Source organism: Rhodococcus sp. 06-221-2, from assembly GCF_002258365.1.
GTDB classification, from domain to species: domain Bacteria; phylum Actinomycetota; class Actinomycetes; order Mycobacteriales; family Mycobacteriaceae; genus Rhodococcoides; species Rhodococcoides fascians.
The window spans coordinates 67815-93219 of sequence record NZ_NOYJ01000020.1 but is presented as its reverse complement, the minus strand read 5'-3'; the positions used below and the strand labels follow the sequence as shown (position 1 = coordinate 93219).

Here is a 25405-nt window from a genome sequence, read left to right as displayed (position 1 = left end):
CGCATGTTGATCCCCCGCCGGGTCAAGCACCGCAAGCAGCACCACCCGAAGCGTTCGGGTGCCGCCAAGGGCGGAACTCAGGTGACATTCGGTGACTACGGCATTCAGGCTCTCGAGCCCGCCTACATCACCAACCGTCAGATCGAGTCCGCTCGTATCGCGATCACTCGCCACATCAAGCGTGGCGGCAAGGTCTGGATCAACATCTTCCCGGACCGCCCGCTCACCAAGAAGCCTGCCGAGACCCGCATGGGTTCCGGTAAGGGTTCGCCCGAGTGGTGGATCGCGAACGTCAAGCCGGGTCGCGTGCTCTTCGAGCTGTCGTACCCCGACGAGACCATTGCGCGTGAGGCACTGACTCGCGCCATCCACAAGCTGCCCATCAAGGCACGCATCATCACCAGGGAGGAGCAGTTCTGATGGCTACCGGAACCCCAGCCGCAGAGCTCCGCGAGCTCACCGGTGAAGAGCTGGTCACCAAGCTGCGTGAGTCGAAGGAAGAGCTGTTCAACCTTCGTTTCCAGATGGCTACCGGCCAGTTGGACAACAACCGTCGACTGCGCACCGTCCGTCACGAGATCGCGCGCATCTACACCGTCCTGCGCGAGCGTGAGCTCGGCTTGGCATCTGGTCCTTCCGAGGACACTGCAGGTGACGCGGCATGAGCGAGGAAAAGACTGTGACTGAAGAGCGCAACAACCGCAAGACTCGGATCGGCTACGTCGTATCCGACAAGATGGAGAAGACGATCGTCGTCGAGCTCGAGGACAGGGTCAAGCACCCCCTCTACAGCAAGATCATTCGTCGCACCACCAAGGTCAAGGCACATGACGAGAAGGGCGACGCCGGCGTAGGCGATCGCGTTCAGCTCATGGAGACCCGTCCGCTGTCCGCCACGAAGCACTGGCGACTGGTCGAGGTTCTCGAAAAGGCCAAGTAGTACCTGCACAAAAATGCCCGCTCCCTTCCCGGGGGCGGGCATTTGTGCTTTCCGAAGCATGCGGCTTACCTGCCCAGCAAGCCGCCCAGTGCTCCGCCGACGCCTGCTTGCTCACCGCCACCGGTACCGCCGACCAGTCCACCCGGCGGCTGTTCCGACGGCTGCACCACCACGAACCCCTGGCCGGCGAATTCCAGCGTGAACCTCTCTCCGGTCGAGCGGCCGATCAACGTTCCGAGCCCGAACGAGTCGTTCTTCTTCACTCTCGTCTGCAGAGACGACGACCACGCAACTGCTGCCTGCGGGTCGGCGAACGTCGGCTGGTCGACGTTCAGGACGACCGGCACTCCGTCGGTGGTGATGGCGATACGGCCCCGACCGGTGAACACACAGTTGAAGAACCCCGCGTTTCCACCCGCAGCGGCACCCTGGACACGCTTGATGTCGTAACTCAGCGAGGAGTCGAACGCGAGAACGTTGGCCCCGTTGATGGTGAGCCCGTCCGTACCGTCGAGATCGATCAGATGGACGTCCTGTGCGGCGTTGGCGAGGAACAGGTCGCCCTGGCCCGTGACCTTCATCAGAGGGACGCCTTCGCCGGACAGGGCTTGTTTGAGGGCTCGACCTATACCCCCGGAGCCCTTGGCCTCGAACTGCAGAGTGCCCTGGTACGCGACCATCGAGCCGGCCCGAGCCATGATCTCGCCGTTCATGCCGACCCGGCACATCTTGCTGCCCTGTTTCTGAATCCCCGATCCGGGAACTTCGGCGTGGGCGGGCGCGAACAGTTCACTTCTCATGGTCAGGACTCCTTGTGGGACAGGTGAATTCACGATCGCTTCGCTTCGGTGCGAGGGTGGTGCCGTCGGTGCCTCGGGTGTGGGCGGATCGTCGTCCTCGACGCTGATACCGAACGCGGTGGCCAGGCCCGCCAACCCATCGGCGTACCCCTGGCCCACCGCCCGGATTTTCCATTGCTGGTTGCGGCGATAGAACTCCAGGATGACGAGAGCACTCTCGTCGCCGAGTGCGTCGGCGGTGAATCCGACGATCGCACCGCCCGACGTGTCGGAGACGGTCGCCGATGTCGGTCCGGCGGCAGCGAACGTTGCCGGACCGGTACCGTCCAGCGATGCCGCGATGGCAACGGTCTCGATATCGGCTGGAATCGCGGAGGGATCGATCAGGACGAGATGGCCGGACGGCCCGCGCTGGTACTCGAGGCCCGCGCCCTCGGGTTGGTTGTAGAACACCAGATCCGCGTCCGAACGCACCCGTCCGTCCGGCCCCAACAGCAGCGCGGACACGTCGACCGACGTCGAGGCGGCAAGTGTCACCGTCAGCCGGCCGGTCGGAGCGGGGCAGTTCTCCCCGCGAGCGAGGTTTTTCATCGGATCCAGTGTGCCAGTGTCGACGCGTGCTGTCAGGAACGCGCGAGTTCGATGACTTCTTCCTCGGTCGGCGGGCTCTTCGGGTGGTAGGACAGGCACAGGGGAGTGGCGGTTCGCCGGAACTCTGCGCCCTCGACGGCAGCGTAGAACTGCCCCGCGGGCAAACGGCCGACATCGGGTACCGAGCCGCCTTTGACGCGGGCCATCTCCTTGGCCGCCTCGACCTGGGACGGGCTGTTGAGCAGTCCGTAGAACTGCGTCGACGCGTTTCCGGCGATGCGGTTGTGCAACCCCTTCGGTGCCTGCGTGGCAAACACGAGACCGAGACCGTACTTACGCGCCTGCGACGCCAGCGCAAGTGTGCTGTGTGTCGCTGCGGTCGTGCGATCGGAGGGGGCGAAGTTCTGCGCCTCGTCCATCACGAACAGTCCGCCGAGCGGCCGGTCACCCGCCGGGTTCTTCTTGATCCAGGAGAACAGGCCCATCTGCAGCTGATTGACGAAGCTCTGCTTCTGCTCGTCGGTGGTCAGGCCCGCAAGATTGATCACCGATACTCGGGCCTTCTTTCCGTCGGCCGGAGTCAGCAGCACTGCCGGGTCGACCGGGGTGCCCGCCCCTGCGAACATGGGGTCGTTGGCCACGGCAGCCTTCAGATTTTCGGCCAGTCCCTGCGCGATCCGTACGGCATCGCGCAGATCGCTGGTGTCCTCGGGCAATTCTTCGAGCAGGTCGATGAAGTCCGCCAGCGTGCCGCCCTGTGGGCGTCGACCGAAGAGATCGAGCGCCGACTTCAGCACTGCGCGGCCGTGTTTCGCCTTCTGGGAAGTACCCAGGACGCCGGCGGCGGGCTCGAGCGACGCCAATGCGGATTCGACGGAGGAATCGAACTCGTCGGCATCACCGAGAACGCTGACGAAATCGGGCAGTGGCTGAAAGCTCAGCGGTCGGCCCGCCGACTTGCGGGGCGTCCACACCACGACGTCGGTGTCGCGTAGATACGCCGCCGCCTTGGCCTCGTCGCCCGGCGGCCACGTCCGTTCGTCCTCGGGCCACGCGGTGCCGAGGCGAGCCAGGTCGTTGTTGACGTCCAACACGATCGCCGAAACACCTTGCAGCGCACATTCTTCCACCAGTCGGCGAATCAGTACCGTCTTCCCTGATCCGGAACCCGCGAAGATCGCTGTGTGCTTACGGAGCGCCTCGAGTTGGATTGCGACGTCCGCACCGGTGCTCACTTCCGACCCGGCGACGATCGACGGCCGGCGGCTCGCAATCGGTTCGGCCGCGACGGTGTTCTCGGGTTCGATCAATGCGGTGTCGTCGTCGACGACGCTAACTGCAGGCAACACGGAGGAGAACAGTTCGACCTCGTGTGCGGGCTTGCGTGCGAGCAACCACGACGTGAGAGCGGGGGAGTTCTCGGCGAGCAGGACCGACAGAGCCGCCAAGGCCCTGCGATCCTCGTCGCCGAACGGAACGACAATGCCGCCGGCACGTCGCAGAGCGGCGACGGTCTGCTCGGTCTTCGCGCCATTGGGCCACGGGTCGTTTCTGATGAGGATCAGTCGCCGTTTCGGCATGTCTGCCCTGAGGCCGGCCGTGGTCACTGCACGCTCCACACGGGCCAGCGCGGCCCTGGCGTTGCCGGAGGTGACCGCGCGGAAGCACCAGTGCTCCTCGTCGTCCGTATCGGTGTCGACGGTATGTCGCAGCCTGGCATGCAGGGCAGGCTTGCCGCTCGGAGGTGGGTCCTGGGCAAGGCTGTCGTCCGAGGACTGATGCTCGTGGATCCACGCGGTCAGGCCCGCAGACAGGAGTGCGGGGACGATCGAGTCCTCACTGTCGGGCTTCAGCGGAATGGAGACGTCGACCTGTTTGCGCAGTTCTGCGTAGCGATCGTCGAGTATGTCGAGTTCGTCGACCCGTGCTTTGGGGAGGTCCTGCGCATCCGCGGGCCCGGACTTGTCCGTGAAACTCTCCAACTCCGACGCCACGCCGGTGTCTAGGCAGTGCCTGATGTGACGGTCGACCGCGATCAGCAGCTGCCGCGGAGTGAAGTCCGGGGCCTGCTCGAATGCGTCGGGTGCCACCGGCCACGTCGGATGCGGCGGGGTGAAGCCTGCCTCGAGAAAGCACGCCGCCAGACGTCGTCCCAGTAACAGGCGTCCGATGTCGGACGACGGAATCGGCTTGAGAGGCTGCGTCACTCGGAAGCGGTCGCGCGTCGGTGCCACGCCGCGGGCGGCGATCAACTCCCACGCGCTCGACAGAGCCGAGAGTACCGACGCGGTGCGAGGAAGCGTTTCGCGCAGCGACATCAGACCGTGCGCCAGTTGCTCGACGACCTTGTCTTCCTGTGCGTCGGCGAACTCCTGATCCGATCCCGTTCGGGATTGCGCGACCAACGTGTCGATCTGGTCTATCGCGAGAATTGTCGGACCGGTGATGGCCAGCAGTCGTGAGATGTTCTCGGCAATGCCTTGGTGACCGAGCTCGGCCCGGCGGATTCCCCAGGGCGAGAATTCTTCGGCATCGACGTCGTCGATCGACTGCAGGTATGCGTCACCGAGATCCTGGACGGCCGAATCGGGGGCGATGGACAGCACCAAGGCGCGCAGCGTGTGCTGCGAGGTACGCCGATGTCGAGGGTGGACCTTGTATACGGCGGTGACGAAGTCGTTCAGCGTCTCGGCGTCGATCATGTTCTCGCCCATGATCTTTGCGCGTTGTTCGTCGGGAATGTCACCGATCGTGCACAAGCGACGCAGCAGAAGTGCGAGTTGGCTGTCGGATCCTTGGCCGGAGGGCCGCATCAGGTCGTCGAGCATCCCCATGAGAGTCGACCGCCAGAAGCCCGCGGCGTCGAGCAGCCTGATCAGGAAGAAGTACCCGCCCTTCTGCTGCACCTCCTCGCGCACCTGCCCCAGCAGATGCGTCTTGCCGGATCCGGCCGGCCCGCGTACGACGACTCCGAGCGGACTGGCGTCATCCGACGTCTCCGCGTCGTCGTAGGCGTTCATCACCTCGAGGAACACCCGCTCGTGCATACCGGGAACGTGCACGTTGGACTGCGAACGCCACACGTCGTCGGGGGTCGGGGCCCAGCTCAGCCGTACCGATTCCAGAGCCCGGATCTGCTCGTTGTCCGTCATCGTGGAGTTCACGCCCATCATGATTCGATCGAGAGAAGGTGGTTATGCTGATTACCGACGACGACGGCCGCAGCGCGTTCCTCGTCGGTCAGCGTCTTCTGGTTTTCCTCGGGTATCAGCGAGACGTCCGCGGCGCGGCGCAGCCGTGCGAGTGCATCGTCGAGATCGCCACGAGGGATGTCTCGCAACTCGTTTCGCAAGCGAGACAGCCGAACGGTGCTACCGGTTTCACGTGCGAGCCGTGCGTAGGCCGCGCGAATCGAGGCTTCGATGTCGACGGTCTTGTCGGCCTTCTCGGAGCTGTCGAGGGGTGCGGTCTCGTCCCCGCGGGGCGAAAACACATCGGCCGGACGGCTGTCGGTGCGATCCAGCCAGCGACGTAACCCTGCCAACACGGTGAACATGGCCTTGCCTGCGCCTGTCGACCGAGCCGGTGGTTCACCGCCGATGAGCTCACCGCAGGTGCGCCACCCTCTGTCGGTCAGCTCCAGGGTCATCGGGCGCACCGAAGAATCGACCTCGATCAATCCCGCATTCTTCAGTTTGTCGCGGGAAGCCTTCGGTAGTTCGGGGCCGAGTGCCTTGAGGGCGCTGTTCTTCACCGGACTCGCTTCGGCCATCAGAACGAGCAGTACTGCTGCTTCGGTGCCGTTCAGGTCTTCGGTACTCATCGAGGATCCCCCTTCGATCGTCTTCTCGATACTGCCTCGCGGATGGTAGCCACAGCGCGGTGCGGGTCGTCCATCACCTGAGCGTTGGTGAACCGCAACACCATGTACCCGTGTGTCTGCAGCTGGTTGTCGCGCACGCGGTCCTCGGCGAAGCGCTGGGCGGCACGGTGCTCGTCGCCGTCGATTTCCACGATGACTCTCTCGGTGCGCCACAGTACGTCGACTGTGAACGGACGGCTGAGTTCGCCGAGCCGAATCGAGCGATTGTGCTCTCGACCGGTGGCCCATTCGTGCTGGTCCAGCGCTCTGTACAGGCGCTTCTCCGGATCGCTCGCCGGGTGTGGGTGTCCGGCGATCGGCGGATAGCTCAACGGCCGGAAGCGATCGAGGACAGTGCTGACGCCGGCAGGCACTTCGGGTGCGCGCACCGATACGGACGGGAATCTGTCCATCCTCGACGAGCCACCGCCGGTGAGCCACACGCCCGCCCGTGCGTGAGCACACAGCCATTCCGCTGCGGTCGACACGAAGTCGGCGTCCACGGCGTCGGGTACGACCAGCACAAGAGCGACAATGTTGCGGCCGTGAGCTGCCGCGAGAGCTCGCGCCGAACCTGCCGCGCGGGTCTCGACGGTGAACACCGCCCGGCGTATCGGCCGCCCCGAGGAGGCCGACTCGGCCAGAGCCGCTATGTAGGGGCCGAAGTGTGCCGAGTCGGCAGCCAGGCGAACGGCGGACGTGCGAGCGGCACGCCGCTCCAACGTGGAGGTCCCTGCGTTGTGCTCGAACTCGGGGAGCCACAGCGCGGTCGAGTCGACCGCTGCGGTCTCCAGCGACGTGACCACCATCTCGACCAGGTCTGCCGAACGATGAGATGCCGACTCGTCGACAGTGAAGAAGACGATCGCAGGTGCGTCGGCGGGGAGCGGGTTCGCGGATTCGGCGAGCTCGCGTTCGGACGCCCCGCGAAGTCGAGTCACTCGATCTGCGGGAAGACTCGACCACCAGCCTGCGGACTCACCGTTCCCGGTCACAGCTGCTCCCCGCCCACCCCTGTTGCCCCATCTCCGAACCGTACCGACAAGGTCCGACACGTAGGGGGCGAGCACGTCTCCGTGACGGCGATTTGGCTCTGGCATCGGCGTTCCCCTACACTTGACCGGTTGCCTGTGGCAGCGGTGTGTCTTCGTGCGCCCGCTCTAGGCAGCCGACCGCGCGTGTCGGGACGGAAATCCGGCACGTACGTACATCCAGGTCAAGGAGAAGTTAGTGATTCAGCAGGAGTCGCGAGTACGCGTCGCTGATAACACGGGCGCGAAGGAAATCCTTTGCATCCGCGTTCTCGGTGGTTCGTCACGTCGCTACGCCGGAATCGGCGACATCATCGTAGCTACGGTGAAAGACGCCATTCCCGGTGGAAACATCAAGAAGGGTGAGGTCGTCAAGGCCGTCATCGTCCGCACCGTCAAGGAGCGTCGCCGTCCGGATGGCTCGTACATCCGTTTCGACGAGAACGCTGCGGTGCTGATCAAGCCGGACCACGACCCCCGTGGAACCCGCATCTTCGGCCCGGTCGGCCGCGAGCTGCGTGAGAAGAAGTTCATGAAGATCGTCTCGCTCGCCCCGGAGGTGCTGTAAATGAAGGTGCACAAGGGCGACACCGTTCTCGTGATCGCAGGCAAGGACAAGGGTGCCAAGGGCAAGGTCATTCAGGCCTACCCCGCTGACTCCAAGGTTCTGGTCGAAGGCGTGAACCGCATCAAGAAGCACACCGCGGTCTCTGCCAACCAGCGCGGCGCATCCTCGGGTGGCATCGTCACTCAGGAAGCCCCGATCCACGTATCGAACGTCGCAGTTGTCGACTCGGACGGAAACCCCACTCGCGTGGGCTACCGGACCGACGAAGAATCCGGCAAGCGCGTTCGTGTTTCCCGCAAGAACGGGAAGGACATCTGAGATGACTACCACCGAGAACATCGCGGGCGAACAGCCCCGCCTCAAGGCGCGCTACCGCGCTGAGATCAAAGACGCCCTGAACACCGAGTTTGCATACGAGAACGTCATGCAGATCCCCGGCATCGTCAAGGTCGTCGTCAACATGGGTGTCGGCGACGCCGCCCGTGACGCCAAGCTGATCAACGGCGCAGTTGCAGACCTCGCTGCCATCACCGGCCAGAAGCCGGAGATCCGCAAGGCGCGCAAGTCCATCGCACAGTTCAAGCTGCGCGAAGGAATGCCCATCGGCGCACGCGTCACCCTCCGTGGCGACCGCATGTGGGAGTTCCTCGACCGTCTGGTCTCCATTGCCCTTCCCCGAATCAGGGACTTCCGCGGCCTCTCGGGCACGCAGTTCGACGGCAACGGAAACTACACGTTCGGCCTCAACGAGCAGTCGATGTTCCACGAGATCGACGTGGACAAGATCGACCGTCCGCGCGGCATGGACATCACCGTAGTAACCACCGCAACCAACAACGAAGAAGGCCGCGCGCTGCTCAAGCACCTCGGCTTCCCGTTCAAGGAGAACTGAGTCCATGGCGAAGAAGGCATTGGTCAACAAGGCCAACAAGAAGCCGAAGTTCGCGGTGCGTGCATACACTCGCTGCAACCGCTGCGGCCGTCCCCATTCCGTGTTCCGCAAGTTCGGCCTCTGCCGTATCTGCGTGCGCGAGATGGCACACGCCGGAGAGCTTCCCGGAGTTCGCAAGAGCTCCTGGTGATCTGAGGCCTCCGGGCTTCACCACACCACGCTGATGGGCGTGGGTTCCGAAAGGAACCCACGCCCATTTTGCGTTGCTCAGGTCCTGACTTTCACACCGACCACACGTCGTGTCTTAGATCCAGAGAGCGGACCAGATCCACCGCCGCATGATGATCCTGGCTGTCGACGATCAGCAGCAGGCCACGCTCGGACATCGCCGACGCGAGGGCATCGGTGGAGACGGTTCTACATCCAGGCGGCATGTCCGGGTCTCCGAGTTCCCGGTAGGTGTCGGCAATCGCCACTACGTCCTCGACTGGATCGAATCCCCAGACGGTCACGAAATGTCCTACGTTCCAGTCGAAGTCGGTCAACTCTGCAGTATGTACATTCGCCAACGATGCGAAGCGGAAAGGCCCGTCGGCAAGACGGTCGAGTAGCAGACGCAATCGCTCGACGGAGGGCCCCACGATGGGAACCACGGCGACGCGGTGATCGGTCGCGGTCTCGATGCCCTCCGTGAGACCTGCTGCCGTGGTCCCGGCTGCGTCGATCGATGCGGCTCTCGGCAGTAGATCCCACCCGTCGGTGATTCGGGGGGTTCCGGGAGGACGGGCCGAGTCGATTGCACCCGGCCAGATCGCGGACCTCGACGCGACCGCGAGTGCCGTCACGCCCGGTGCGTCGTCGCCCATGACGGCCGTCAGCGCAACCGATGCCGAGAACGGTCCGCAGAGTTGATCCGGTTGCGGCAGAGCATGATCGAGGGCCGAGACGATGGTGGTTGCCCCGGCGAACCTGCGCAGCATCTCAGTAGATCCAACGCAACGATTCGAGCAGTTCGTCCTCGGTATGACTCTCCGCCCACGTGGCATCGGCGTCCCGGCAGGCGACGAACGCGCCCAGAAGTTCCATGCCCAACACGTCTCGGACCAGTGCGGACGACAGGAGGTCTTCGCGCTGCTGCGCGTGGGTCGTTGCGAGAGGCGAGATTCCCGCGGCATCCCGACGAGCATCGTCCCAACCTCCTACGTCCTCCTGGACCGGAGGCGGCAATTGCGCCGAATCCGCCACTCCCGCCAGACCGGCCGCGATCGTGACGGCCAGCGCCAGGTACGGATTGGCGGACGCGTCGCACGCCTTCAACTCGACGGTGGTGTGTTCCGGGCCGAGAAGGGGCGTGGCCGGTACGAGTCGCACTGCAGCTTCGCGGTTCTCGACGCCCCAGAATCCGAAGGCACCTGCCCAGTACCCCGGTCGACGACGCAGCAGTGACCCCGAACTCGGTGCCGTGATGGCAGTGAGTCCCGGGAGTTCTCGAACGAGGCCCGCGATGTACGCCTGCCCGGTGTCGGACAGTCCGTACTCTCCGTCGCCGGTCAGAGCGTTGTGACCGTCGCGAACCAGTGATGTGTGTAGGTGCCATCCGTTACCCGCACTGCTCGACGAGGGCAGGGGAGCGAAGCTTGCCCTCAGGCCCTGGGCTTTGGCCGCTGAGTGGATGGTCTGCCGCGCGAGTACCTGCGCGTCGGCCGCAGCAAGTGGATCGAGTGGACTCAATGCGATCTCCAGCTGGGAGCCGCCGTACTCGGCATGAATCTGCCCGATGTCGAGGCCATTCGCAGACAGCGCCTCGAGCAATAGAACGACGAATTGATCGACATCGCGGAGTGCGTTCGCCGAGTAGGCAGGTCCGCGATGAGCGGACAGTCCGTCCGACTCGCGAGTCAGGGCGAACTCGATCTCGAATCCGGCCCGTACCTCGAAACCGGCATCGGACGCCTTCTGCACCTGCCGCTCGAGAACTGAGCGCTGATCGTAGGGCGACGGTGTGCCGTCTGCCGAGACCTGTTGTCCGTGCGCCCAGGCCAGCCCCGGCTGTCCGGACAGGGCGACCACGCTCGACGCGCTCTCGATCATCGGAATCAACCGCACATCGCCGGACGGCGTCGACAGTCCTTCGTGGGCGAATGTGATCCCGTCATGCGAATCGAATACCGCGAACACCGCGGTGACTCCCACTCCACGCCGTGCGACTGCAGTCAATTCTGCGGTGGGCACGGTGCGTGATCGGACGATGCCGTTGTTGTCGACCCAGCCGATCGTCACCCCTGCGATGTTGCGGTCACGCAGAGTGTGGGTGAGGTGGTCGATGTCGACTGCCTTCGAGTCCGTCATGGTCCGACGTTAGCGAAGAAGTACTCGTCGGGGTGTCCGACTGGACCCGAGCTGTCCCGCAATGGTAAGGCGATTTGGTCTTCGGGTGCGCGATGCCTACACTAGAGCGGTTGCCCGGGCTTCGTCGTGCCTGCACGCGAGTCCTTGCAATACAACAAACGCAACCTCGAGTTCTCCGCACGTCAGCATTGAACATGCGGAAGCTCGTAACACCTGGCAGTGCAGCGATGCATTGCTTGGAGCGCAACCCCTGACCGGCAACAGTCGGTCAGGACATGTTCACTTCGCTGTAGGCCCACGATGTGACGAGCCAGGCCCGATGGGTTCTCCGGAACCGGAAGGCACCAGCCCGCGCGTGCTGCATGGGAACCGCTGCGAGAAAGGTGCACAGGTCACACCATGACGATGACCGATCCAATTGCAGACTTCTTGACCCGTCTGCGCAACGCCAACTCGGCGTACCACGACGAGGTGAAGCTTCCCCACTCGAAGCTCAAGGCGAACATCGCCGAGATCCTCAAGCGCGAGGGCTACATCTCCGATTACCGCACGGAAGACGCCGAGGTGGGCAAGACCCTCATCGTCGATCTGAAGTACGGCCCGAGCCGTGAGCGCAGCCTCGCCGGCGTGCGACGCGTCTCCAAGCCCGGTCTCCGGGTGTACGCAAAATCCACCAATCTGCCCAAGGTTCTCGGCGGCCTGGGCGTGGCGATCATCTCCACGTCCACCGGTCTGCTCACGGAGCGTCAGGCTGCCAAGCAGGGTGTGGGCGGAGAAGTCCTCGCCTACGTCTGGTAGGGGAGGCCACACCATGTCACGTATTGGAAAATTGCCGGTCGCAGTCCCCGCTGGCGTCGATATCACCATCGACGGCCAGGACGTTGCGGTCAAGGGCCCCAAGGGTGCCCTGAGCCTGACAGTCGCCGAGCCCATCAAGATCGCCCGCGCCGGCGACGGCACCATCGCCGTCACTCGGCCCGACGACGAGCGTAAGAGCCGCTCGCTGCATGGTCTCTCGCGCACTCTCGTCGCGAACCTCATCACCGGTGTCACCAACGGTTACACCACCAAGATGGAGATTCACGGCGTCGGTTACCGCGTCGTACTCAAGGGCAAGGACCTCGAGTTCGCACTCGGTTACAGCCATCCCGTGCTGATCGAAGCACCCGAGGGCATCACGTTCACGGTCGAGTCGCCCACGCGATTCACCGTTGTCGGCATCGACAAGCAGAAGGTCGGTCAGATCTCTGCCAACATTCGTCGTCTGCGGCGTCCGGACCCGTACAAGGGTAAGGGCATCCGCTACGAGGGTGAAGTGATCCGCCGCAAGGTCGGAAAGACGGGTAAGTGATATGAGCCAGCAAACAGCAGACAAGGCGAACGTCGTCAAGCGCACACCGCGCGGCACCGACGTCTCGACGAAGCGTCGCCTGTCGAAGGCACGTCGTCACTTCCGCCTTCGCAAGAAGATCTCCGGAACGCCCGAGCGTCCGCGCTTGGTCGTCAACCGGTCCTCGCGTCACATCCACGTGCAGTTGATCGACGACCTGGCGGGCCACACGCTGGCCAGCGCGTCGAGCATCGAAGCCGATGTGCGCGCACTCGAGGGCGACAAGAAGGCCGTCAGCGCGAAGGTCGGCGAGCTCATCGCCAGCCGTGCGAAGGCAGCCGGCGTCGAGGCAGTCGTGTTCGACCGCGGCGGCAACAACTACAGCGGCCGCATCGCGGCACTCGCAGACGCTGCCCGCGAAGGCGGGTTGACGTTCTGATGATGACAATGACTGACAACGGAAGGACAGCCTGATGCCGGGACGTCAACGGCGTGACGGCGGAAGCGGCCCCGCCGGACAGAACAGTGGCCCCAACGCAGGTGGCGACAACAACCAGCGCGGCGACAACCGCGGTGGTGGCGGTCGCGATCGTCGTGACAACGGCCGTGGCGGCAACGCTGCGGACAAGTCGAACTTCATCGAGAAGGTCGTCACGATCAACCGCGTCTCCAAGGTGGTCAAGGGTGGTCGACGCTTCAGCTTCACCGCCCTCGTCATCGTCGGTGACGGCAACGGACTGGTCGGCGTCGGCTACGGCAAGGCCAAGGAAGTTCCCGCGGCCATCCAGAAGGGTGTCGAGGAGGCTCGCAAGAGCTTCTTCCGCGTCCCGATGATCGCCGGCACCATCACCCACCCCATCCAGGGCGAAGCCGCTGCCGGCGTCGTCATGTTGCGTCCGGCCAGCGCCGGTACCGGCGTCATCGCCGGTGGTGCTGTTCGCGCAGTGTTGGAGTGCGCCGGTGTCCACGACGTGCTGTCGAAGTCGCTCGGTAGCGACAACGCCATCAACGTCGTGCACGCGACCGTCGCAGCCCTCAAGGGTCTGCAGCGTCCCGAGGAAGTTGCGGCTCGCCGCGGCCTGACCCTCGAAGAGGTTGCACCCGCCGGAATGCTGCGCGCACGCGCACAGGCAGGAGCGGTGAAGTAATGGCTCAGCTGAAGGTCACTCAGATCAAGAGCACCATCGGCCAGAAGGCGAACCAGCGTGACAGCCTGCGTACTCTCGGGCTCAAGGGCATCCGCCAGACGGTCGTCCGCGAGGACAACCCGCAGAACCGCGGACTGGTCAACACGGTGCGCCACCTCGTAACTGTTGAGGAGGTCTAACCATGACCATCAAACTGCACCACCTGCGCCCCGCAGCCGGATCCAAGTCGACGAAGATTCGCGTCGGCCGTGGTGAAGGTGGCAAGCGCGGCAAGACCGCAGGTCGCGGTACCAAGGGAACCGGCGCACGCAAGAACGTGCCGGCACGCTTCGAGGGTGGCCAGATGCCCCTCCACATGCGGCTCCCGAAGCTCAAGGGCTTCACCAACCGCAACCGTGTCGTGTTCCAGGTCGTGAACCTGCGCGACATCGAGCGCCTGTTCCCCGAGGGTGGTCAGATCGGTATCCCCGAGCTGATCGCCAAGGGAGCTGTTCGCAAGAACGAGCTCGTCAAGGTTCTCGGAGACGGAAACCTCACCGTGAAGGTCGATATCTCGGCCAACAAGTTCACGGGCTCCGCCAAGGAAAAGATCGCCGCTGCCGGCGGTTCTGCAACCGAGGTATGAGCATTGCTTCGATGTGCTGAGTAGCAGCGCGTCGAGCAGCAGTTCGTGACGATGGCCGCAGCCACAGCTCTCGTAGCTGAGCTGCGGCCATCGTTGCCTACACGGAATGTCGTGTGTGTCGACCGATCGGCCAGGGTCCAACACTGACCGTCGGTCCGTTCGATGCGCACTGTTAGAGTTCTAGAGTTCAGAGAAGTTCGTATCGATGCGGTCGACGCATGTCGTCCGCAGTCCATGCTCGTGAGGCTCACGGGAGCATCAGTCGCTCCCGACGAAGCACTCGCGGCGTCAACGCAGTCGTGCCAGGAGGATCTTTGCTTTCCGCCTTCGTGTCGGCCCTCAGGACTCCTGACCTGAGACGGAAGATCCTCTTCACGCTCGGTCTGGTGGCCCTGTATCGCTTCGGTGCAACACTGCCGTCGCCGGGTGTCGACTACGCCAATGTCCGAGCATGCATCGACCAGGTCTCCGGTGGAGATTCGGCGGGCATCTACTCGTTGATCAACTTGTTCTCCGGTGGAGCGCTCCTCCAGCTCTCGGTGTTCGCGATCGGCATCATGCCGTACATCACCGCCAGCATCATCGTGCAGCTGCTCACCGTCGTCATCCCCAAGTTCGAGGAACTCCGCAAGGAGGGACAGTCGGGCCAGGCCAAGATGACGCAGTACACGCGTTACCTGTCGATCGCACTGGCCATCCTGCAGGCGACCGGCCTGGTGGCCCTCGCTTCGCGCGGCCAGTTGCTCCAGGGATGTCAGCAGGACATCATCGCCGACCAGTCCATCTTCGGGCTCGTCATCATCGTGCTGGTCATGACTGCAGGCGCAGCCGTCGTGATGTGGTTCGGCGAGGTCATCACCGAGCGCGGTGTCGGCAACGGAATGTCGCTGCTGATCTTCGCCGGAATTGCCTCGCGCATCCCGTCCGAGGGCAACTCGATTCTGGAGAGCCGCGGCGGGTTGGTCTTCGGGTTCGTCTGCTTCGCAGCGTTCCTCATCATCACCGGTGTGGTCTTCGTCGAGCAGGGTCAGCGCCGAATCCCGGTCCAGTACGCCAAGCGCATGGTCGGCCGGAAGATGTACGGCGGCTCGTCCACGTATCTGCCGCTCAAGGTCAACCAGGCCGGCGTCATCCCGGTGATCTTCGCGTCCTCGCTCCTCTACCTACCAAATCTCATCGCCCAGCTCACGTCCGCCAGCACCGCAACCGATCCGAGCTGGTGGCAGCGGATCATCAACGAGTATCTGGTGAACCCGGCGAACCCGGTGTACATCGCTATCTTCTTCGGGCTGATCGTCTTCTTCACGTACTTCTACGTGGCGATCACGTTCAACCCCGAAGAGCGGGCCGACGAGATGAAGAAGTTCGGTGGATTCATCCCGGGCATCCGACCGGGTAAGCCGACAGCCGATTACCTCAACTACGTTCTCAGTCGCATCACGCTGCCCGGTGCGGTGTACCTGGGCACCATTGCGGTGCTTCCCAACCTGTTCCTCGACATCGGCAGTTCGGGCGGAGCTCAAAACCTTCCGTTCGGTGGTACCGCCGTGTTGATCATGGTCAGCGTGGGCCTCGACACCGTCAAGCAGATCGAAAGCCAGCTGATGCAGCGTAACTACGAAGGGTTCCTCAAGTGAGACTTGTTCTGCTCGGTCCCCCCGGTGCCGGCAAAGGCACTCAGGCCGTCCTCCTCTCCGAGAAGCTGGGCGTGCCACACATTTCGACAGGCGATCTCTTTCGCGCCAACATCGGCGAGAAGACCCCGCTCGGATTGGAAGCGAAGAAGTACCTCGACGCGGGCGACCTCGTGCCGAGCGAACTCACCGTGGACATGGTGCGCAGTCGACTCGCCGAGCCCGACGCCGTCAACGGATTCCTTCTCGACGGTTTCCCGCGTTCGGTCGGCCAGGCCGAAGCTCTGGTCGACATCCTCTCCGACCTGAACGCGCATCTCGATGCAGTGCTGTCCTTTGTCGTCGACGAGGACGTCGTCGTGGACCGCATGCTGGCGCGCGGCCGTGAGGACGACAAAGAGGACGTCATCCGTAATCGGCTCAAGGTATACCGCGACGAGACGGCACCGCTGTTGGACTACTACTCCGACAAGCTGGTCACCGTCGATGCGATCGGTGAGGTGGACGAAGTCAACGCCCGCGCGCTGAAGTCCATCGAGGACCACGGCAAGTAATGGCGTTCGGCCGTAAACGAAAAGTTGTCCCGTTCAAGAGCGCCGGTGAGCTCGACGCGATGGCGGCAGCCGGTGCCGTGGTAGGTGCCGCTCTCGTCGCCGTACGGGATGCAGCCAAGCCCGGGGTCTCGACGCTCGAACTCGACCGAGTTGCCGAGGCGGTCATCCGTGATGCCGGTGCGGTGCCCTCTTTCCTGGGGTACCACGGTTTCACCGGCAGCATCTGCTCCTCGGTGAACGACCGCGTGGTGCACGGCATTCCGTCGGCGGACGAGTTGTTGGTCGCCGGGGATCTCGTGTCCATCGACTGCGGTGCCGTTCTGGACGGTTGGCACGGAGATTCGGCGTGGACGTTCGGCGTCGGCGACATCATCGAGGCCGATGCGTTGCTGAGCGATGCGACGAGGCTTTCCATGGAGGCCGGGATCGCAGCGATGATCCCCGGCAATCGTCTGACCGACATCTCCCACGCCATCGAGTCCGGTACGCACGCGGCCGAGGATGCTCACGGTCGTAAATACGGAATCGTCGACGGTTACGGCGGCCACGGAATCGGCCGCGAAATGCATATGGACCCGTTCCTCGCGAACGAGGGCGCGCCGGGCAAAGGCCCGGAACTCGTGGTGGGTTCCACGCTGGCCATCGAACCGATGTTGACGCTCGGTACCTACGAGACCGACATTCTCGACGACGGGTGGACCGTGGTGACCACCGATGGTTCACGCGCGGCGCACTGGGAACACACGGTCGCGGTGACCGAGGACGGCCCGCGAATCCTGACGGTTCGGCCTCGCTAGAACTACCAGGTCAACGCTCACCAGGTGAGTGACGAGTACCGGCGGCCCCCTCGGATGAGTCCGAGGTGGGCTGCCGTCAGGCGCAGCCAGAGGCGAGTCGGCATCCGAGTCAGTGCGGTCGGCAGCAATGGGTTTCGTACCGCGAGCGCGAGGAGCGCTACGGAAATTGTGCGGATTCGGAACGGCGGGCATCCGGCAGCCCGATACATTCCGCGGACGTGGGCCGATCCGTATCCGAGTGCCCCCGCCTGTTTCCAATTGTCCCGGTAGCCGGTACGCAGACGATATTCGACCAGCGGCTCGGCTATGAAGTGCAGGCGGGCACCCGATTGCTGTGCGCGCCAGGAGAATTCCATGTCCTCGCTGGCATGAACGAATTCGAACATCCCGCCGAGATCTCGGTAGGTCGACGCGCGGCACGCCATACTCGCCCCGATGACGAACGGGCGAAAGGGCGACTTGCCCTGATTCGAAGGTGGGGCGAACGGAACTGCGGCGCGCGTCGCTTCGGAGTTCAGCGCCTCGGTGCTCAGGCCGGTTCCCACGAGGTCGTAGCTGTTCAGTTCGGCGGTGATGCGCCGCAGCCATGTCGGGTGTACGACGTCGTCGGCATCGCAGAAGGCCAGCAGCGGGCCCTCGGCTGCTTCCGCACCGCGATTGCGGGCATGCGACGCGCCCGGGGTGCCGGACGAATCGACGTACTTCAGATTCAAGCGGGCCCGTAGTGCGTGGTCCTGCACGAACTCGCGCACTCCGTCGGTCGAGCCGTTGTCGCTGACGACGACCTCGAACGGGCCGTCGTAGTCCTGGTGGGCGAGCGCGCGTAGTTGCTCGTCGAGCACATCTCTGGCGTTGTGTACGGGAATGATCACGGAGACGGCTGGGCCGGACGGGTTGGAACTCAAGAGGGCACCTTGCGGGCTCGGTGGCTGAACGATGGCGGGCGGACGAAAGGTTAGCTCAGTTAATCTAACGTCGCCATCCGACGCGTTTCGTGCCCGCTTCGCGCGCATTTGGCCAGATGTGCCTTTGCCGGTAACATAGATCGACGGTGCGCCCTGCGTACCGGATGTCCGCATGCCTCGAGGGCTGTGCGGCCCTCCGGCGATACTCCGACTCGGTTCCGAGGAGTCGGTCAGTGGGCATCACGGTAACGGAAACAGATGCAATCAACCAGGTGTGAGAGCCAGGATCGCGGAGGATATGGCCAAGAAAGACGGTGCTATCGAGGTAGAGGGCCGAGTTGTCGAACCGCTGCCCAATGCGATGTTTCGCATTGAGCTCGAAAACGGCCACAAGGTACTCGCCCACATCAGCGGAAAGATGCGTCAGCACTACATCCGCATCCTTCCCGAGGATCGCGTCGTGGTAGAGCTTTCGCCCTACGACCTCACGCGTGGACGCATCGTTTACCGCTACAAGTAAGAGCTTCCTCGGCCATGTCCGGTCGGGGAGAACCATGCTCGGTCCGCTGCTCGCAGCGCGTCCGAGCTACACACAGGAGATCAACGACGTGAAGGTTCAGCCGAGCGTCAAGAAGATCTGCGAGAAGTGCAAGGTGATTCGTCGTAACGGACGCGTCATGGTGATCTGCGACAACCTGCGTCACAAGCAGCGTCAGGGATAACCACCGAGCATCACGCACGTCGGCTTGGCAACAGCTAGAAGATGACCTCCCAGCACCAACCGCAACACACGCGTTGCGGCAGACCCCCGGCACGGAGGCCGGGGCCCCACTGAGTTTGTTGAAAGACGCTTCCCACCCCAGCGGTGAGAAGGACACAGGGGACGGACTGGGAGCAGACCTCCGGACAAGAAAAGGAAATGCCACATGGCACGTCTCGCAGGTGTGGATCTGCCGCGCGAAAAGCGCATGGAGATCGCACTGACTTACATCTACGGCGTCGGCCGTACCCGCTCCAAGGAAATTCTCGCAGCAACGGGCGTCAGCCCCGACCTGCGCAGCAAGGATCTCGGCGACGACGATCTGCGCAAGCTCAGCGATTACATCAACGAGTCCCTCAAGGTCGAGGGCGATCTGCGCCGCGAGGTGCAGGCCGACATCCGACGCAAGATCGAAATCGGCTGCTACCAGGGTCTTCGCCACCGTCGTGGTCTGCCCGTCCGTGGACAGCGCACCAAGACCAATGCGCGTACCCGTAAGGGACCCAAGCGCACCATTGCCGGCAAGAAGAAGGCGAAGTAATGCCCCCCAAAGCACGCGGTACCGGTCCGAAGAAGGCGCAGAAGACGCGTCGCAGGGACAAGAAGAACGTCCCGCACGGATCTGCGCACATCAAGAGCACGTTCAACAACACGATCGTGTCGATCACCGACCCCGCCGGAAACGTCATCTCGTGGGCGTCCTCGGGACACGTGGGCTTCAAGGGCTCGCGCAAGTCGACTCCGTTCGCCGCACAGCTCGCAGCCGAGAACGCTGCGCGCAAGGCTCAGGAGCACGGCGTCAAGAAGGTCGACGTGTTCGTCAAGGGTCCCGGCTCCGGCCGTGAGACCGCGATCCGCTCACTTCAGGCCGCAGGCCTCGAGGTCGGCACCATCTCCGATGTCACCCCTCAGCCGCACAACGGCTGCCGTCCGCCCAAGCGGCGTCGGGTCTAGCGGGAAGGAAAGGTTTAGAAAATGGCACGTTATACCGGTCCTATCACCCGCAAGTCGCGTCGTCTGCGCGTCGACCTCGTCGGAGGCGACCAGGCGTTCGAGCGTCGTCCCTACCCGCCCGGCCAGCACGGCCGCGCGCGGATCAAGGAGAGCGAGTACCTGCTCCAGCTGCAGGAGAAGCAGAAGGCTCGCTTCACCTACGGCGTCATGGAGAAGCAGTTCCGTCTGTACTACAAGGAAGCCAACAGGGCCGCCGGCAAGACCGGTGAGAACCTGCTGACCATCCTCGAGACTCGCCTCGACAACGTCGTCTACCGTGCGGGTCTCGCACGTACGCGTCGTCAGGCACGCCAGCTGGTCACCCATGGCCACTTCCTCGTGAACAACAAGCGAGTGGACATCCCCAGCTACCGCGTCTCGCAGTACGACATCATCGATGTCCGCGAGAAGTCCGCGCAGACCCTGCCGATCCAGATCGCCCGTGAGAGCTACGGCGATCGTCCGGTGGCTCCGTGGCTGCAGGTCGTCCCCAACCGTCTTCGCATCCTGGTTCACCGGGTGCCGGAGCGCGCACAGATCGATGTGCCGCTCCAGGAGCAGCTCATCGTCGAGTACTACTCGAAGTAAGGCGCAGCACGCATGTGAGTCTCCCCGCGAGGCTCACATGCGTCTTCGCCTCCACACGTGGGCGTCAAATAGCGGACGCCCGTACAGGAGGAACACAGAATGCTCATTTCACAGCGCCCGACGCTGACCGAAGAGGTCATCGCCGACAACCGCTCGAAATTCGTCATCGAGCCGCTCGAGCCCGGCTTCGGTTACACACTCGGCAACTCGCTCCGCCGCACCCTGCTGTCGTCGATCCCCGGCGCTGCTGTCACCAGCATCCGTATCGACGGCGTCCTCCACGAATTCACCACCGTTCCCGGAGTCAAGGAAGATGTCACCGACATCATCCTGAACCTCAAGGGACTCGTGGTGAGCTCCGAAGAAGACGAACCGGTCACCATGTACGTCCGCAAGCAGGGCCCCGGCGCTGTCACCGCAGGCGACATCGTGCCTCCGGCCGGCGTCACGGTGAACAATCCGGATCTGCACATCGCGACCCTGAACGACAAGGGCAAGTTGGAGATCGAGCTCGTCGTCGAGCGCGGTCGCGGCTACGTCCCCGCCGTTCAGAACAAGGCATCGGGTGCCGAGATCGGCCGTATTCCGGTCGACTCGATCTACTCGCCCGTGCTCAAGGTCACCTACAAGGTGGAGGCCACCCGCGTCGAACAGCGCACCGACTTCGATCGGCTCGTTCTCGACGTGGAGACCAAGAATTCCATCACCGCGCGGGACGCGCTCGCTTCGGCGGGCAAGACCCTGGTTGAGCTCTTCGGCCTCGCCCGTGAGCTGAACGTCGAAGCAGAAGGCATCGAGATCGGACCCTCGCCCGCCGAGGCCGATCACATCGCATCCTTCGGACTCCCCATCGAGGATCTGGACCTGACGGTTCGTTCCTACAACTGCCTCAAGCGCGAAGGTGTTCACACCGTCGGTGAGCTGGTTGGTCGTACCGAGTCCGATCTGCTCGACATCCGTAACTTCGGGCAGAAGTCCATCGACGAGGTGAAGGTCAAGCTGCACTCGCTCGGCCTTTCCCTCAAGGACAGCCCCGCGTCGTTCGATCCGAGCACCGTGCCTGGCTACGACGCCACCACGGGCACGTGGAGTGACACCGACGCAGGCTCCTTCGGCGATACCGAAGGCGCCGAGCAGGACTACGCCGAGACAGAACAGCTGTAATCAGCTCGCTGGAGCTCTTACTAGGAGATTCATCATGCCCAAGCCCACCAAGGGCCGCCGTCTCGGCGGGTCGGCGTCACACCAGAAGGCCATCCTGGCCAACCTGGCGACGTCACTCTTCGAGCACGGCCGCATCACCACCACCGAGTCGAAGGCCAAGCGCCTTCGTCCCCACGCCGAGAAGCTCGTCACCCATGCCAAGAAGGGTGATCTGGCCCATCGTCGTGAGGTTCTGAAGACGATCAACAACAAAGATGTCGTGCACAAGCTCTTCGCCGAGATCGGGCCTTTCTTCGCCGATCGCGACGGTGGCTACACGCGCATCATCAAGACCGTCCCCCGTAAGGGTGACAACTCGCCGATGGCCATCATCGAGCTCGTCAACGAGCAGACGGTGTCCAACGAAGCCGACCGCGCACGCCGCGTGAAGGCATCGAAGGCTGCTCCCGCCGCAACCGAGGCTCCGGCCGAGGACACGGCAGACGACAACGTCGTCGAGGCTGTCGAAGCCGACGCGACCGACGCCGAGGTGGCCAACGCCGACGCAGTCATCGAAGGCATCGAGGACAACGACGCCCACGCGTCGGACGCCCCCGAGGCCGAGGATGCGAAGAAGGACTAGTCCTTGTGAGCTCCGAGCACGACCGAAGCGGGCCCGCCATTTCCTCAGGAGATGGCGGGCCCGCTTTGTCGGTCCCCACCAGATACCGGCTCGACATCTCGTACGACGGCACGAACTTCTCCGGCTGGGCTCGGCAACCCGGTATCCGAACCGTGTGTGGCGTGCTCGAGGAGGCTTTCTCCACTGTGCTCCGTCAACCGGTCGAGCTGACGGTGGCCGGTCGAACCGACGCCGGAGTGCACGCGACCGGTCAGGTTGCACATTTCGACGCCGTGGGTGTGCCGGACGAGCACGACCGGTTGATTCGAAGAATGGCGCGCTTCCTTCCCGCCGACGTCCGGGTTCGTGCGATCACGGAGGTCTCGCCCGACTTCGACGCTCGGTTCTCGGCATATCGCCGTCACTACGAGTACCGATTCGGGACAGCGCTCTACGGCGTCGATCCTCTGGACGTCGCCGGAGTCGTGTCCTGGCCGCGGCCGATCGATCTGGACGCGGTACGCGAGGCGTCGCAGGCACTGATCGGACTGCACGATTTCGCAGCGTTCTGCAAGAGGCGAGACGGTGCCACGACAGTGCGAGAACTGCAGCGCTTCGACTGGGAACGCGAGGGGGATCGACTGACCGCGTACGTCAGCGCCGATGCGTTCTGCTGGTCGATGGTGCGCAGTCTGGTCGGGGCGATGCAGGCCGTCGGTGAAGGACGACGAACCCCCGACTGGGCACGTTCCCTGCTCGGTCGTCGAGAACGCGCGAGCGAGGTGGCAGTGGCCCCGGCTCACGGACTTGCCCTGGTGCGGGTCGACTATCCACCCGCCGACATGTTGGCCGCGCGCAATGCTGCCACCCGGGAGACTCGACCGGCAATCGTCGGCGACGAATGCTGTGGAGGAGAAGGATGAGCGACGATTGCGCCGGGTCCGGTGCCGACACGATCCAGCCGATACGTCTAGCGGTGGTCACCGGCAGCGTTCGGGAGGGGCGGGTGGGCCCCACCGTCGCAGCCTGGGTACGCAGCGTGGCGTCGGCGCGCGACTCTCTCACGGTTGTGGATGTCGATCTCGCGGACTTCGATCTCCCGAACAGCTTGACGTCGAGCGAGGGCTCCGAACGTTTCACCCGCATCGTGGGCGAGGCCGACGCGTTCGTCCTCGTCACTCCCGAGTACAACCACGCTGTGCCCGGCTCGCTGAAGACCGCGCTCGACACGGTGAAGTACGAATGGCGTTCCAAGCCAGTGGGATTCGTTTCCTATGGCGGTCTGGCGGGTGGTGTGCGAGCGACCGAGCAACTGCGCCTCATCGCCGCAGAGCTACACATGGTGTCGGTACGGGATTCGGTATCACTCCATCGCGTGCGTCGGCGTTTCGACGAGGCCGGTGGTGTCGACGATCCCGCTGCTGTCGACTCCTTGGGGCGATTGCTCGACCAACTCGAGTGGTGGGCCGGCGCAGTGTCGAGCGCGCGGGCGCGCGTCCGGTACCCCGGCTGACACTGTCAGACTCGGACGGCGGGTCGAAGACTTCTCGGTCGACCGATGAACGCCGTTTCCTGCGGAATGGTGACCAGCGTCAGTTCGATGTCGATGGGACCCGAACGCACCCGAATACGGTCACCGGACGCACGCGGCTGAACGATCGACAGTGTCGCGGCGAATCTCTGTCGGGTCGGCCCGGGTGCCGCCGGATCATGCGGCGGTTCGTGCTCGGTCAGCGAGATCACAGTGACGCCGGGGACAGATTGGTGATCGAGCGAGATGGAGCCGTCTGCGAAGTCGACCACGACGACGTCGTACGAGGGCCGCACCCGTGTGTGGTCGCTGTCGACCAGAAACCGCTCGGGCTCCCCGATGGCGTCGCGGAGGGCTCCCCAGGCGTGCGGTCTGTCCGTTCTGACGACAACTCGCGCTCCGATCGCCACGGCTCGGAACAGAAGCTGTTGGGCGAGGTAGAGCTCGCCCACGATGCTGACCCGCGGCAGGTTCGCCCCGAAGATTCGCACTGCCACACCGTTTCCGTTCGTATCCGATCCCAGTAGTTGGCCGCAACCACTCACCGGGAACGCCCAGGCCTGCAGTGCGGAGGTCGAGAGGGTTCCGACCGGCATCACTGCCGAGTGTGTTGCCACAGCCAGTGGCAATTGAGCGAAAATGCCGTCTCGTTGACGTCCGGCCATCGAGGTCAGTGAAGCAACATCGGGCCTCGAGATTGCCTCTCGCGCAGCGAATCTGCACGACGCACGAACGCGGACGCGGCTCGGCTCGTCGGTGGGGCGCAGGTGAACGGACATGGTCGTACCCAGCGACGGTGTCGCCCACAAGGCCGAAAGATCCTCGACAGTGATTGTGCTGCAATCGATTCCGTAACCCGTACTCGCGACGCCGGGCAATGGAGCGTAGGACCACACCTGAGTCAGGTCGTCGGTGTCGACACCGCGGCTCAGGTGCAATGCCGCGGCTCGGAGTTCTGTGGCCGTCGACAGCCGTGTGGACAGTCCATGAGATTCCAAGGCGCGTGCAATGCGGAGGGCTGCAACGACCGCGGTTCGGGCCGCCCCCGTCCGGCCCGTGCCCCTCGCTGCCATCGCCCGGGCGTTGGCCCGTACGTCCAGAGTGACGGACACCCACACCGTCCGCTGCGCGACGGCGGGCAACGGGCCGATGAGGCCCTCGTACACGTCGGTGGCCACCGAACCGTCGGCGGTTCGAAACCCGAGCGCGACGATGTCGATTGCGGCAACCTCGACGTCGTGCTGCCGAAAGCACGACGTCAACGCCTCGATGGGCAGCGTGTGTCGTGTGTCGGCTCGCGTTCGCGCCAGCACCGTCGTGTCGTGTTCCGGTGCAATGATCTCCACGGTGCACGTGACGGTATCGCGCTGCCAGTGCACACCGACGGGCCGGCCGTCGGGGTCGACATGTTCTGTTGTCACCCCGACGGCAGGGACTCGGCCGGATCCGAAGCGTAGAGCGACGACCAGCCAGCCGGCGATCGACGTTCGCCGAAAGGCGACGAACGGTACGAGCGACACCGTCGCTGCGGCGGTGAGCGTCCACTCGACGGGCATGTCGGTCGCGAGTAGTGCGAGAGTTGTTGTCACAGTAGTTATTTCGGCCGCGAGCAACCCTCGAACAGTTGGCACGGCGAACGACACGACCGACGTGCGCCGTCGTCTCCTCGAACGCGTCATCACATACCCTCCCCCCGAAGGTTGCAGCCCGATCGATCGTCGCCGACGCGGTCGCCGATGGGT

The 25405-nt window shown here is 64.1% G+C and carries 33 protein-coding genes; 25 read left to right on the top strand and 8 right to left on the bottom strand.

Annotated features, from left to right (window positions below):
• The first annotated feature begins 3 nt into the window (after positions 1-3).
• The 3 genes from rplP to rpsQ are packed head-to-tail and all read left to right on the top strand — an operon-like array spanning position 4 to position 940.
• Positions 4-420 carry a 50S ribosomal protein L16 gene (gene rplP, locus CH281_RS11210; RefSeq protein WP_027496313.1) on the top strand — a complete coding sequence of 139 codons (417 nt, stop codon included), beginning with the start codon at positions 4-6 and terminating at the stop codon, positions 418-420.
• Positions 420-665: a 50S ribosomal protein L29 gene (rpmC, locus tag CH281_RS11205; RefSeq protein ID WP_027496314.1), complete on the top strand. Its 246-nt coding sequence runs from the start codon at positions 420-422 to the stop codon at positions 663-665. Before rplP ends, rpmC begins: the two co-directional genes overlap by 1 nt.
• Positions 662-940 (top strand): 30S ribosomal protein S17, encoded by a 279-nt coding sequence (gene rpsQ / locus CH281_RS11200; RefSeq protein WP_027496315.1) that lies wholly within the window; start codon positions 662-664, stop codon positions 938-940. Before rpmC ends, rpsQ begins: the two co-directional genes overlap by 4 nt.
• Positions 941-1005: 65 nt before the next feature.
• On the opposite strand, the gene CH281_RS11195 is transcribed toward rpsQ, so the two are convergent.
• From CH281_RS11195 to CH281_RS11180, 4 genes are read right to left on the bottom strand one after another with little or no spacing between them, the layout of a single operon-like run.
• Positions 1006-2331, bottom strand: a complete 1326-nt coding sequence (locus CH281_RS11195; RefSeq protein WP_094694147.1) for an AIM24 family protein — start codon at positions 2329-2331, stop codon at positions 1006-1008.
• Positions 2332-2363: 32 nt separating this feature from the next.
• On the bottom strand, positions 2364-5483 hold the full coding sequence (locus tag CH281_RS11190) for a helicase HerA domain-containing protein (RefSeq protein WP_094694173.1): 3120 nt from the start codon (positions 5481-5483) through the stop codon (positions 2364-2366).
• A 17-nt stretch (positions 5484-5500) separates the two neighbouring features.
• The gene (locus tag CH281_RS11185; protein ID WP_032393353.1) at positions 5501-6154 is read right to left on the bottom strand and encodes a hypothetical protein; all 654 of its coding nucleotides are present in this window, start codon (positions 6152-6154) and stop codon (positions 5501-5503) included.
• Complete coding sequence (locus CH281_RS11180; RefSeq protein ID WP_027496319.1) at positions 6151-7188, bottom strand: endonuclease domain-containing protein; 1038 nt, start codon at positions 7186-7188, stop codon at positions 6151-6153. The genes CH281_RS11185 and CH281_RS11180 overlap by 4 nt, the downstream gene beginning before the upstream one ends.
• Positions 7189-7423: 235 nt before the next feature.
• Here CH281_RS11180 and rplN point away from each other — a divergent pair, with 235 nt between their 5' ends.
• From rplN to CH281_RS11160, 4 genes are read left to right on the top strand one after another with little or no spacing between them, the layout of a single operon-like run.
• Positions 7424-7792 (top strand): 50S ribosomal protein L14, encoded by a 369-nt coding sequence (rplN, locus tag CH281_RS11175; RefSeq protein ID WP_027496320.1) that lies wholly within the window; start codon positions 7424-7426, stop codon positions 7790-7792.
• Positions 7793-8110, top strand: coding sequence for a 50S ribosomal protein L24 (rplX, locus tag CH281_RS11170; RefSeq protein WP_008718278.1), 318 nt, complete (start codon positions 7793-7795; stop codon positions 8108-8110). It abuts the gene before it with no gap.
• Between the two features lies 1 nt (position 8111).
• Entirely contained in the window at positions 8112-8684 is a 573-nt protein-coding gene (gene rplE / locus CH281_RS11165; protein WP_008718275.1) for a 50S ribosomal protein L5, read from the top strand.
• 4 nt (positions 8685-8688) lie between these two features.
• Positions 8689-8874 carry a type Z 30S ribosomal protein S14 gene (locus CH281_RS11160; protein WP_008718273.1) on the top strand — a complete coding sequence of 62 codons (186 nt, stop codon included), beginning with the start codon at positions 8689-8691 and terminating at the stop codon, positions 8872-8874.
• Between the two features lie 91 nt (positions 8875-8965).
• Here the strand turns inward: CH281_RS11160 and CH281_RS11155 are convergent, their stop codons facing one another.
• Both CH281_RS11155 and CH281_RS11150 read right to left on the bottom strand, forming a co-directional pair.
• The gene (locus tag CH281_RS11155) at positions 8966-9664 is read right to left on the bottom strand and encodes a DUF6885 family protein (protein WP_027496321.1); all 699 of its coding nucleotides are present in this window, start codon (positions 9662-9664) and stop codon (positions 8966-8968) included.
• A gap of 1 nt (position 9665) precedes the next feature.
• Positions 9666-11033 carry a glutamine synthetase family protein gene (locus CH281_RS11150; RefSeq protein ID WP_094694145.1) on the bottom strand — a complete coding sequence of 456 codons (1368 nt, stop codon included), beginning with the start codon at positions 11031-11033 and terminating at the stop codon, positions 9666-9668.
• A gap of 399 nt (positions 11034-11432) precedes the next feature.
• Here CH281_RS11150 and rpsH point away from each other — a divergent pair, with 399 nt between their 5' ends.
• The 9 genes from rpsH (at position 11433) to map (ending at position 17121) form a co-directional block, all read left to right on the top strand.
• Positions 11433-11831, top strand: a complete 399-nt coding sequence (gene rpsH / locus CH281_RS11145) for a 30S ribosomal protein S8 (RefSeq protein ID WP_008718266.1) — start codon at positions 11433-11435, stop codon at positions 11829-11831.
• Positions 11832-11844: 13 nt separating this feature from the next.
• On the top strand, positions 11845-12384 hold the full coding sequence (gene rplF, locus CH281_RS11140) for a 50S ribosomal protein L6 (protein WP_094694143.1): 540 nt from the start codon (positions 11845-11847) through the stop codon (positions 12382-12384).
• Position 12385: 1 nt separating this feature from the next.
• Complete coding sequence (gene rplR, locus CH281_RS11135) at positions 12386-12802, top strand: 50S ribosomal protein L18 (protein WP_032365631.1); 417 nt, start codon at positions 12386-12388, stop codon at positions 12800-12802.
• Positions 12803-12836: 34 nt separating this feature from the next.
• Complete coding sequence (gene rpsE, locus CH281_RS11130; RefSeq protein WP_032365630.1) at positions 12837-13511, top strand: 30S ribosomal protein S5; 675 nt, start codon at positions 12837-12839, stop codon at positions 13509-13511.
• Complete coding sequence (gene rpmD, locus CH281_RS11125) at positions 13511-13690, top strand: 50S ribosomal protein L30 (protein ID WP_008718256.1); 180 nt, start codon at positions 13511-13513, stop codon at positions 13688-13690. The genes rpsE and rpmD overlap by 1 nt, the downstream gene beginning before the upstream one ends.
• A 2-nt stretch (positions 13691-13692) precedes the next feature.
• Positions 13693-14136 (top strand): 50S ribosomal protein L15, encoded by a 444-nt coding sequence (gene rplO / locus CH281_RS11120; RefSeq protein ID WP_027496326.1) that lies wholly within the window; start codon positions 13693-13695, stop codon positions 14134-14136.
• A 314-nt stretch (positions 14137-14450) separates the two neighbouring features.
• On the top strand, positions 14451-15773 hold the full coding sequence (gene secY, locus CH281_RS11115) for a preprotein translocase subunit SecY (RefSeq protein WP_027496327.1): 1323 nt from the start codon (positions 14451-14453) through the stop codon (positions 15771-15773).
• Entirely contained in the window at positions 15770-16324 is a 555-nt protein-coding gene (locus CH281_RS11110; RefSeq protein ID WP_027496328.1) for an adenylate kinase, read from the top strand. The genes secY and CH281_RS11110 overlap by 4 nt, the downstream gene beginning before the upstream one ends.
• Positions 16324-17121, top strand: a complete 798-nt coding sequence (map, locus tag CH281_RS11105) for a type I methionyl aminopeptidase (protein ID WP_027496329.1) — start codon at positions 16324-16326, stop codon at positions 17119-17121. Before CH281_RS11110 ends, map begins: the two co-directional genes overlap by 1 nt.
• Positions 17122-17138: 17 nt before the next feature.
• Here map and CH281_RS11100 read toward each other — a convergent pair whose 3' ends face one another.
• Positions 17139-18026, bottom strand: coding sequence for a glycosyltransferase (locus tag CH281_RS11100; protein ID WP_032373892.1), 888 nt, complete (start codon positions 18024-18026; stop codon positions 17139-17141).
• Positions 18027-18324: 298 nt separating this feature from the next.
• On the opposite strand from CH281_RS11100, the gene infA reads away from it, so the two are divergent.
• The 9 genes from infA to CH281_RS11055 all read left to right on the top strand — a co-directional run bounded on the left by infA (position 18325) and on the right by CH281_RS11055 (position 23645).
• A complete protein-coding gene (gene infA, locus CH281_RS11095; protein WP_005140011.1) occupies positions 18325-18546 on the top strand; it encodes a translation initiation factor IF-1 in 222 nt (73 codons plus the stop codon).
• A gap of 88 nt (positions 18547-18634) precedes the next feature.
• Positions 18635-18748 carry a 50S ribosomal protein L36 gene (gene rpmJ / locus CH281_RS11090; protein ID WP_025347279.1) on the top strand — a complete coding sequence of 38 codons (114 nt, stop codon included), beginning with the start codon at positions 18635-18637 and terminating at the stop codon, positions 18746-18748.
• A 204-nt stretch (positions 18749-18952) separates the two neighbouring features.
• Positions 18953-19327 (top strand): 30S ribosomal protein S13, encoded by a 375-nt coding sequence (gene rpsM / locus CH281_RS11085; protein ID WP_027496330.1) that lies wholly within the window; start codon positions 18953-18955, stop codon positions 19325-19327.
• Positions 19327-19740, top strand: coding sequence for a 30S ribosomal protein S11 (gene rpsK, locus CH281_RS11080; protein WP_027496331.1), 414 nt, complete (start codon positions 19327-19329; stop codon positions 19738-19740). The genes rpsM and rpsK overlap by 1 nt, the downstream gene beginning before the upstream one ends.
• A gap of 21 nt (positions 19741-19761) precedes the next feature.
• Entirely contained in the window at positions 19762-20367 is a 606-nt protein-coding gene (gene rpsD, locus CH281_RS11075; protein ID WP_008718223.1) for a 30S ribosomal protein S4, read from the top strand.
• A 99-nt stretch (positions 20368-20466) separates the two neighbouring features.
• Complete coding sequence (locus CH281_RS11070; protein ID WP_027496332.1) at positions 20467-21531, top strand: DNA-directed RNA polymerase subunit alpha; 1065 nt, start codon at positions 20467-20469, stop codon at positions 21529-21531.
• Positions 21532-21565: 34 nt separating this feature from the next.
• Positions 21566-22153 (top strand): 50S ribosomal protein L17, encoded by a 588-nt coding sequence (rplQ, locus tag CH281_RS11065; RefSeq protein WP_027496333.1) that lies wholly within the window; start codon positions 21566-21568, stop codon positions 22151-22153.
• Positions 22154-22158: 5 nt separating this feature from the next.
• Positions 22159-23055, top strand: a complete 897-nt coding sequence (gene truA / locus CH281_RS11060; RefSeq protein ID WP_027496334.1) for a tRNA pseudouridine(38-40) synthase TruA — start codon at positions 22159-22161, stop codon at positions 23053-23055.
• Positions 23052-23645: an NADPH-dependent FMN reductase gene (locus CH281_RS11055; protein WP_052053792.1), complete on the top strand. Its 594-nt coding sequence runs from the start codon at positions 23052-23054 to the stop codon at positions 23643-23645. The genes truA and CH281_RS11055 overlap by 4 nt, the downstream gene beginning before the upstream one ends.
• Positions 23646-23650: 5 nt before the next feature.
• Here CH281_RS11055 and eccE read toward each other — a convergent pair whose 3' ends face one another.
• Positions 23651-25342, bottom strand: a complete 1692-nt coding sequence (gene eccE, locus CH281_RS11050) for a type VII secretion protein EccE (RefSeq protein WP_032408025.1) — start codon at positions 25340-25342, stop codon at positions 23651-23653.
• Positions 25343-25405: the final 63 nt, after the last annotated feature.

Excerpts from the sequence above, each read along its gene's own strand:
- infA (WP_005140011.1), top strand. The coding sequence starts at position 18,325 with ATGGCCAAGAAAGACGGTGCTATCGAGGTAGAGGGCCGAGTTGTCGAA.
- rplF (WP_094694143.1), top strand. The coding sequence starts at position 11,845 with ATGTCACGTATTGGAAAATTGCCGGTCGCAGTCCCCGCTGGCGTCGAT.
- CH281_RS11160 (WP_008718273.1), top strand. The coding sequence starts at position 8,689 with ATGGCGAAGAAGGCATTGGTCAACAAGGCCAACAAGAAGCCGAAGTTC.
- CH281_RS11150 (WP_094694145.1), bottom strand. The coding sequence starts at position 11,033 with ATGACGGACTCGAAGGCAGTCGACATCGACCACCTCACCCACACTCTG.
- CH281_RS11185 (WP_032393353.1), bottom strand. The coding sequence starts at position 6,154 with ATGAGTACCGAAGACCTGAACGGCACCGAAGCAGCAGTACTGCTCGTT.
- CH281_RS11155 (WP_027496321.1), bottom strand. The coding sequence starts at position 9,664 with ATGCTGCGCAGGTTCGCCGGGGCAACCACCATCGTCTCGGCCCTCGAT.
- eccE (WP_032408025.1), bottom strand. The coding sequence starts at position 25,342 with ATGACGCGTTCGAGGAGACGACGGCGCACGTCGGTCGTGTCGTTCGCC.
- rplR (WP_032365631.1), top strand. The coding sequence starts at position 12,386 with ATGAGCCAGCAAACAGCAGACAAGGCGAACGTCGTCAAGCGCACACCG.
- CH281_RS11055 (WP_052053792.1), top strand. The coding sequence starts at position 23,052 with ATGAGCGACGATTGCGCCGGGTCCGGTGCCGACACGATCCAGCCGATA.
- rpsQ (WP_027496315.1), top strand. The coding sequence starts at position 662 with ATGAGCGAGGAAAAGACTGTGACTGAAGAGCGCAACAACCGCAAGACT.
- rpmD (WP_008718256.1), top strand. The coding sequence starts at position 13,511 with ATGGCTCAGCTGAAGGTCACTCAGATCAAGAGCACCATCGGCCAGAAG.
- rplP (WP_027496313.1), top strand. The coding sequence starts at position 4 with ATGTTGATCCCCCGCCGGGTCAAGCACCGCAAGCAGCACCACCCGAAG.
- CH281_RS11070 (WP_027496332.1), top strand. The coding sequence starts at position 20,467 with ATGCTCATTTCACAGCGCCCGACGCTGACCGAAGAGGTCATCGCCGAC.
- CH281_RS11190 (WP_094694173.1), bottom strand. The coding sequence starts at position 5,483 with ATGACGGACAACGAGCAGATCCGGGCTCTGGAATCGGTACGGCTGAGC.
- rplO (WP_027496326.1), top strand. The coding sequence starts at position 13,693 with ATGACCATCAAACTGCACCACCTGCGCCCCGCAGCCGGATCCAAGTCG.
- rpsE (WP_032365630.1), top strand. The coding sequence starts at position 12,837 with ATGCCGGGACGTCAACGGCGTGACGGCGGAAGCGGCCCCGCCGGACAG.
- rplQ (WP_027496333.1), top strand. The coding sequence starts at position 21,566 with ATGCCCAAGCCCACCAAGGGCCGCCGTCTCGGCGGGTCGGCGTCACAC.
- rplE (WP_008718275.1), top strand. The coding sequence starts at position 8,112 with ATGACTACCACCGAGAACATCGCGGGCGAACAGCCCCGCCTCAAGGCG.
- rpsK (WP_027496331.1), top strand. The coding sequence starts at position 19,327 with ATGCCCCCCAAAGCACGCGGTACCGGTCCGAAGAAGGCGCAGAAGACG.
- rpsM (WP_027496330.1), top strand. The coding sequence starts at position 18,953 with ATGGCACGTCTCGCAGGTGTGGATCTGCCGCGCGAAAAGCGCATGGAG.
- rpmC (WP_027496314.1), top strand. The coding sequence starts at position 420 with ATGGCTACCGGAACCCCAGCCGCAGAGCTCCGCGAGCTCACCGGTGAA.
- CH281_RS11195 (WP_094694147.1), bottom strand. The coding sequence starts at position 2,331 with ATGAAAAACCTCGCTCGCGGGGAGAACTGCCCCGCTCCGACCGGCCGG.
- map (WP_027496329.1), top strand. The coding sequence starts at position 16,324 with ATGGCGTTCGGCCGTAAACGAAAAGTTGTCCCGTTCAAGAGCGCCGGT.
- rplX (WP_008718278.1), top strand. The coding sequence starts at position 7,793 with ATGAAGGTGCACAAGGGCGACACCGTTCTCGTGATCGCAGGCAAGGAC.
- rpsD (WP_008718223.1), top strand. The coding sequence starts at position 19,762 with ATGGCACGTTATACCGGTCCTATCACCCGCAAGTCGCGTCGTCTGCGC.
- rpsH (WP_008718266.1), top strand. The coding sequence starts at position 11,433 with ATGACGATGACCGATCCAATTGCAGACTTCTTGACCCGTCTGCGCAAC.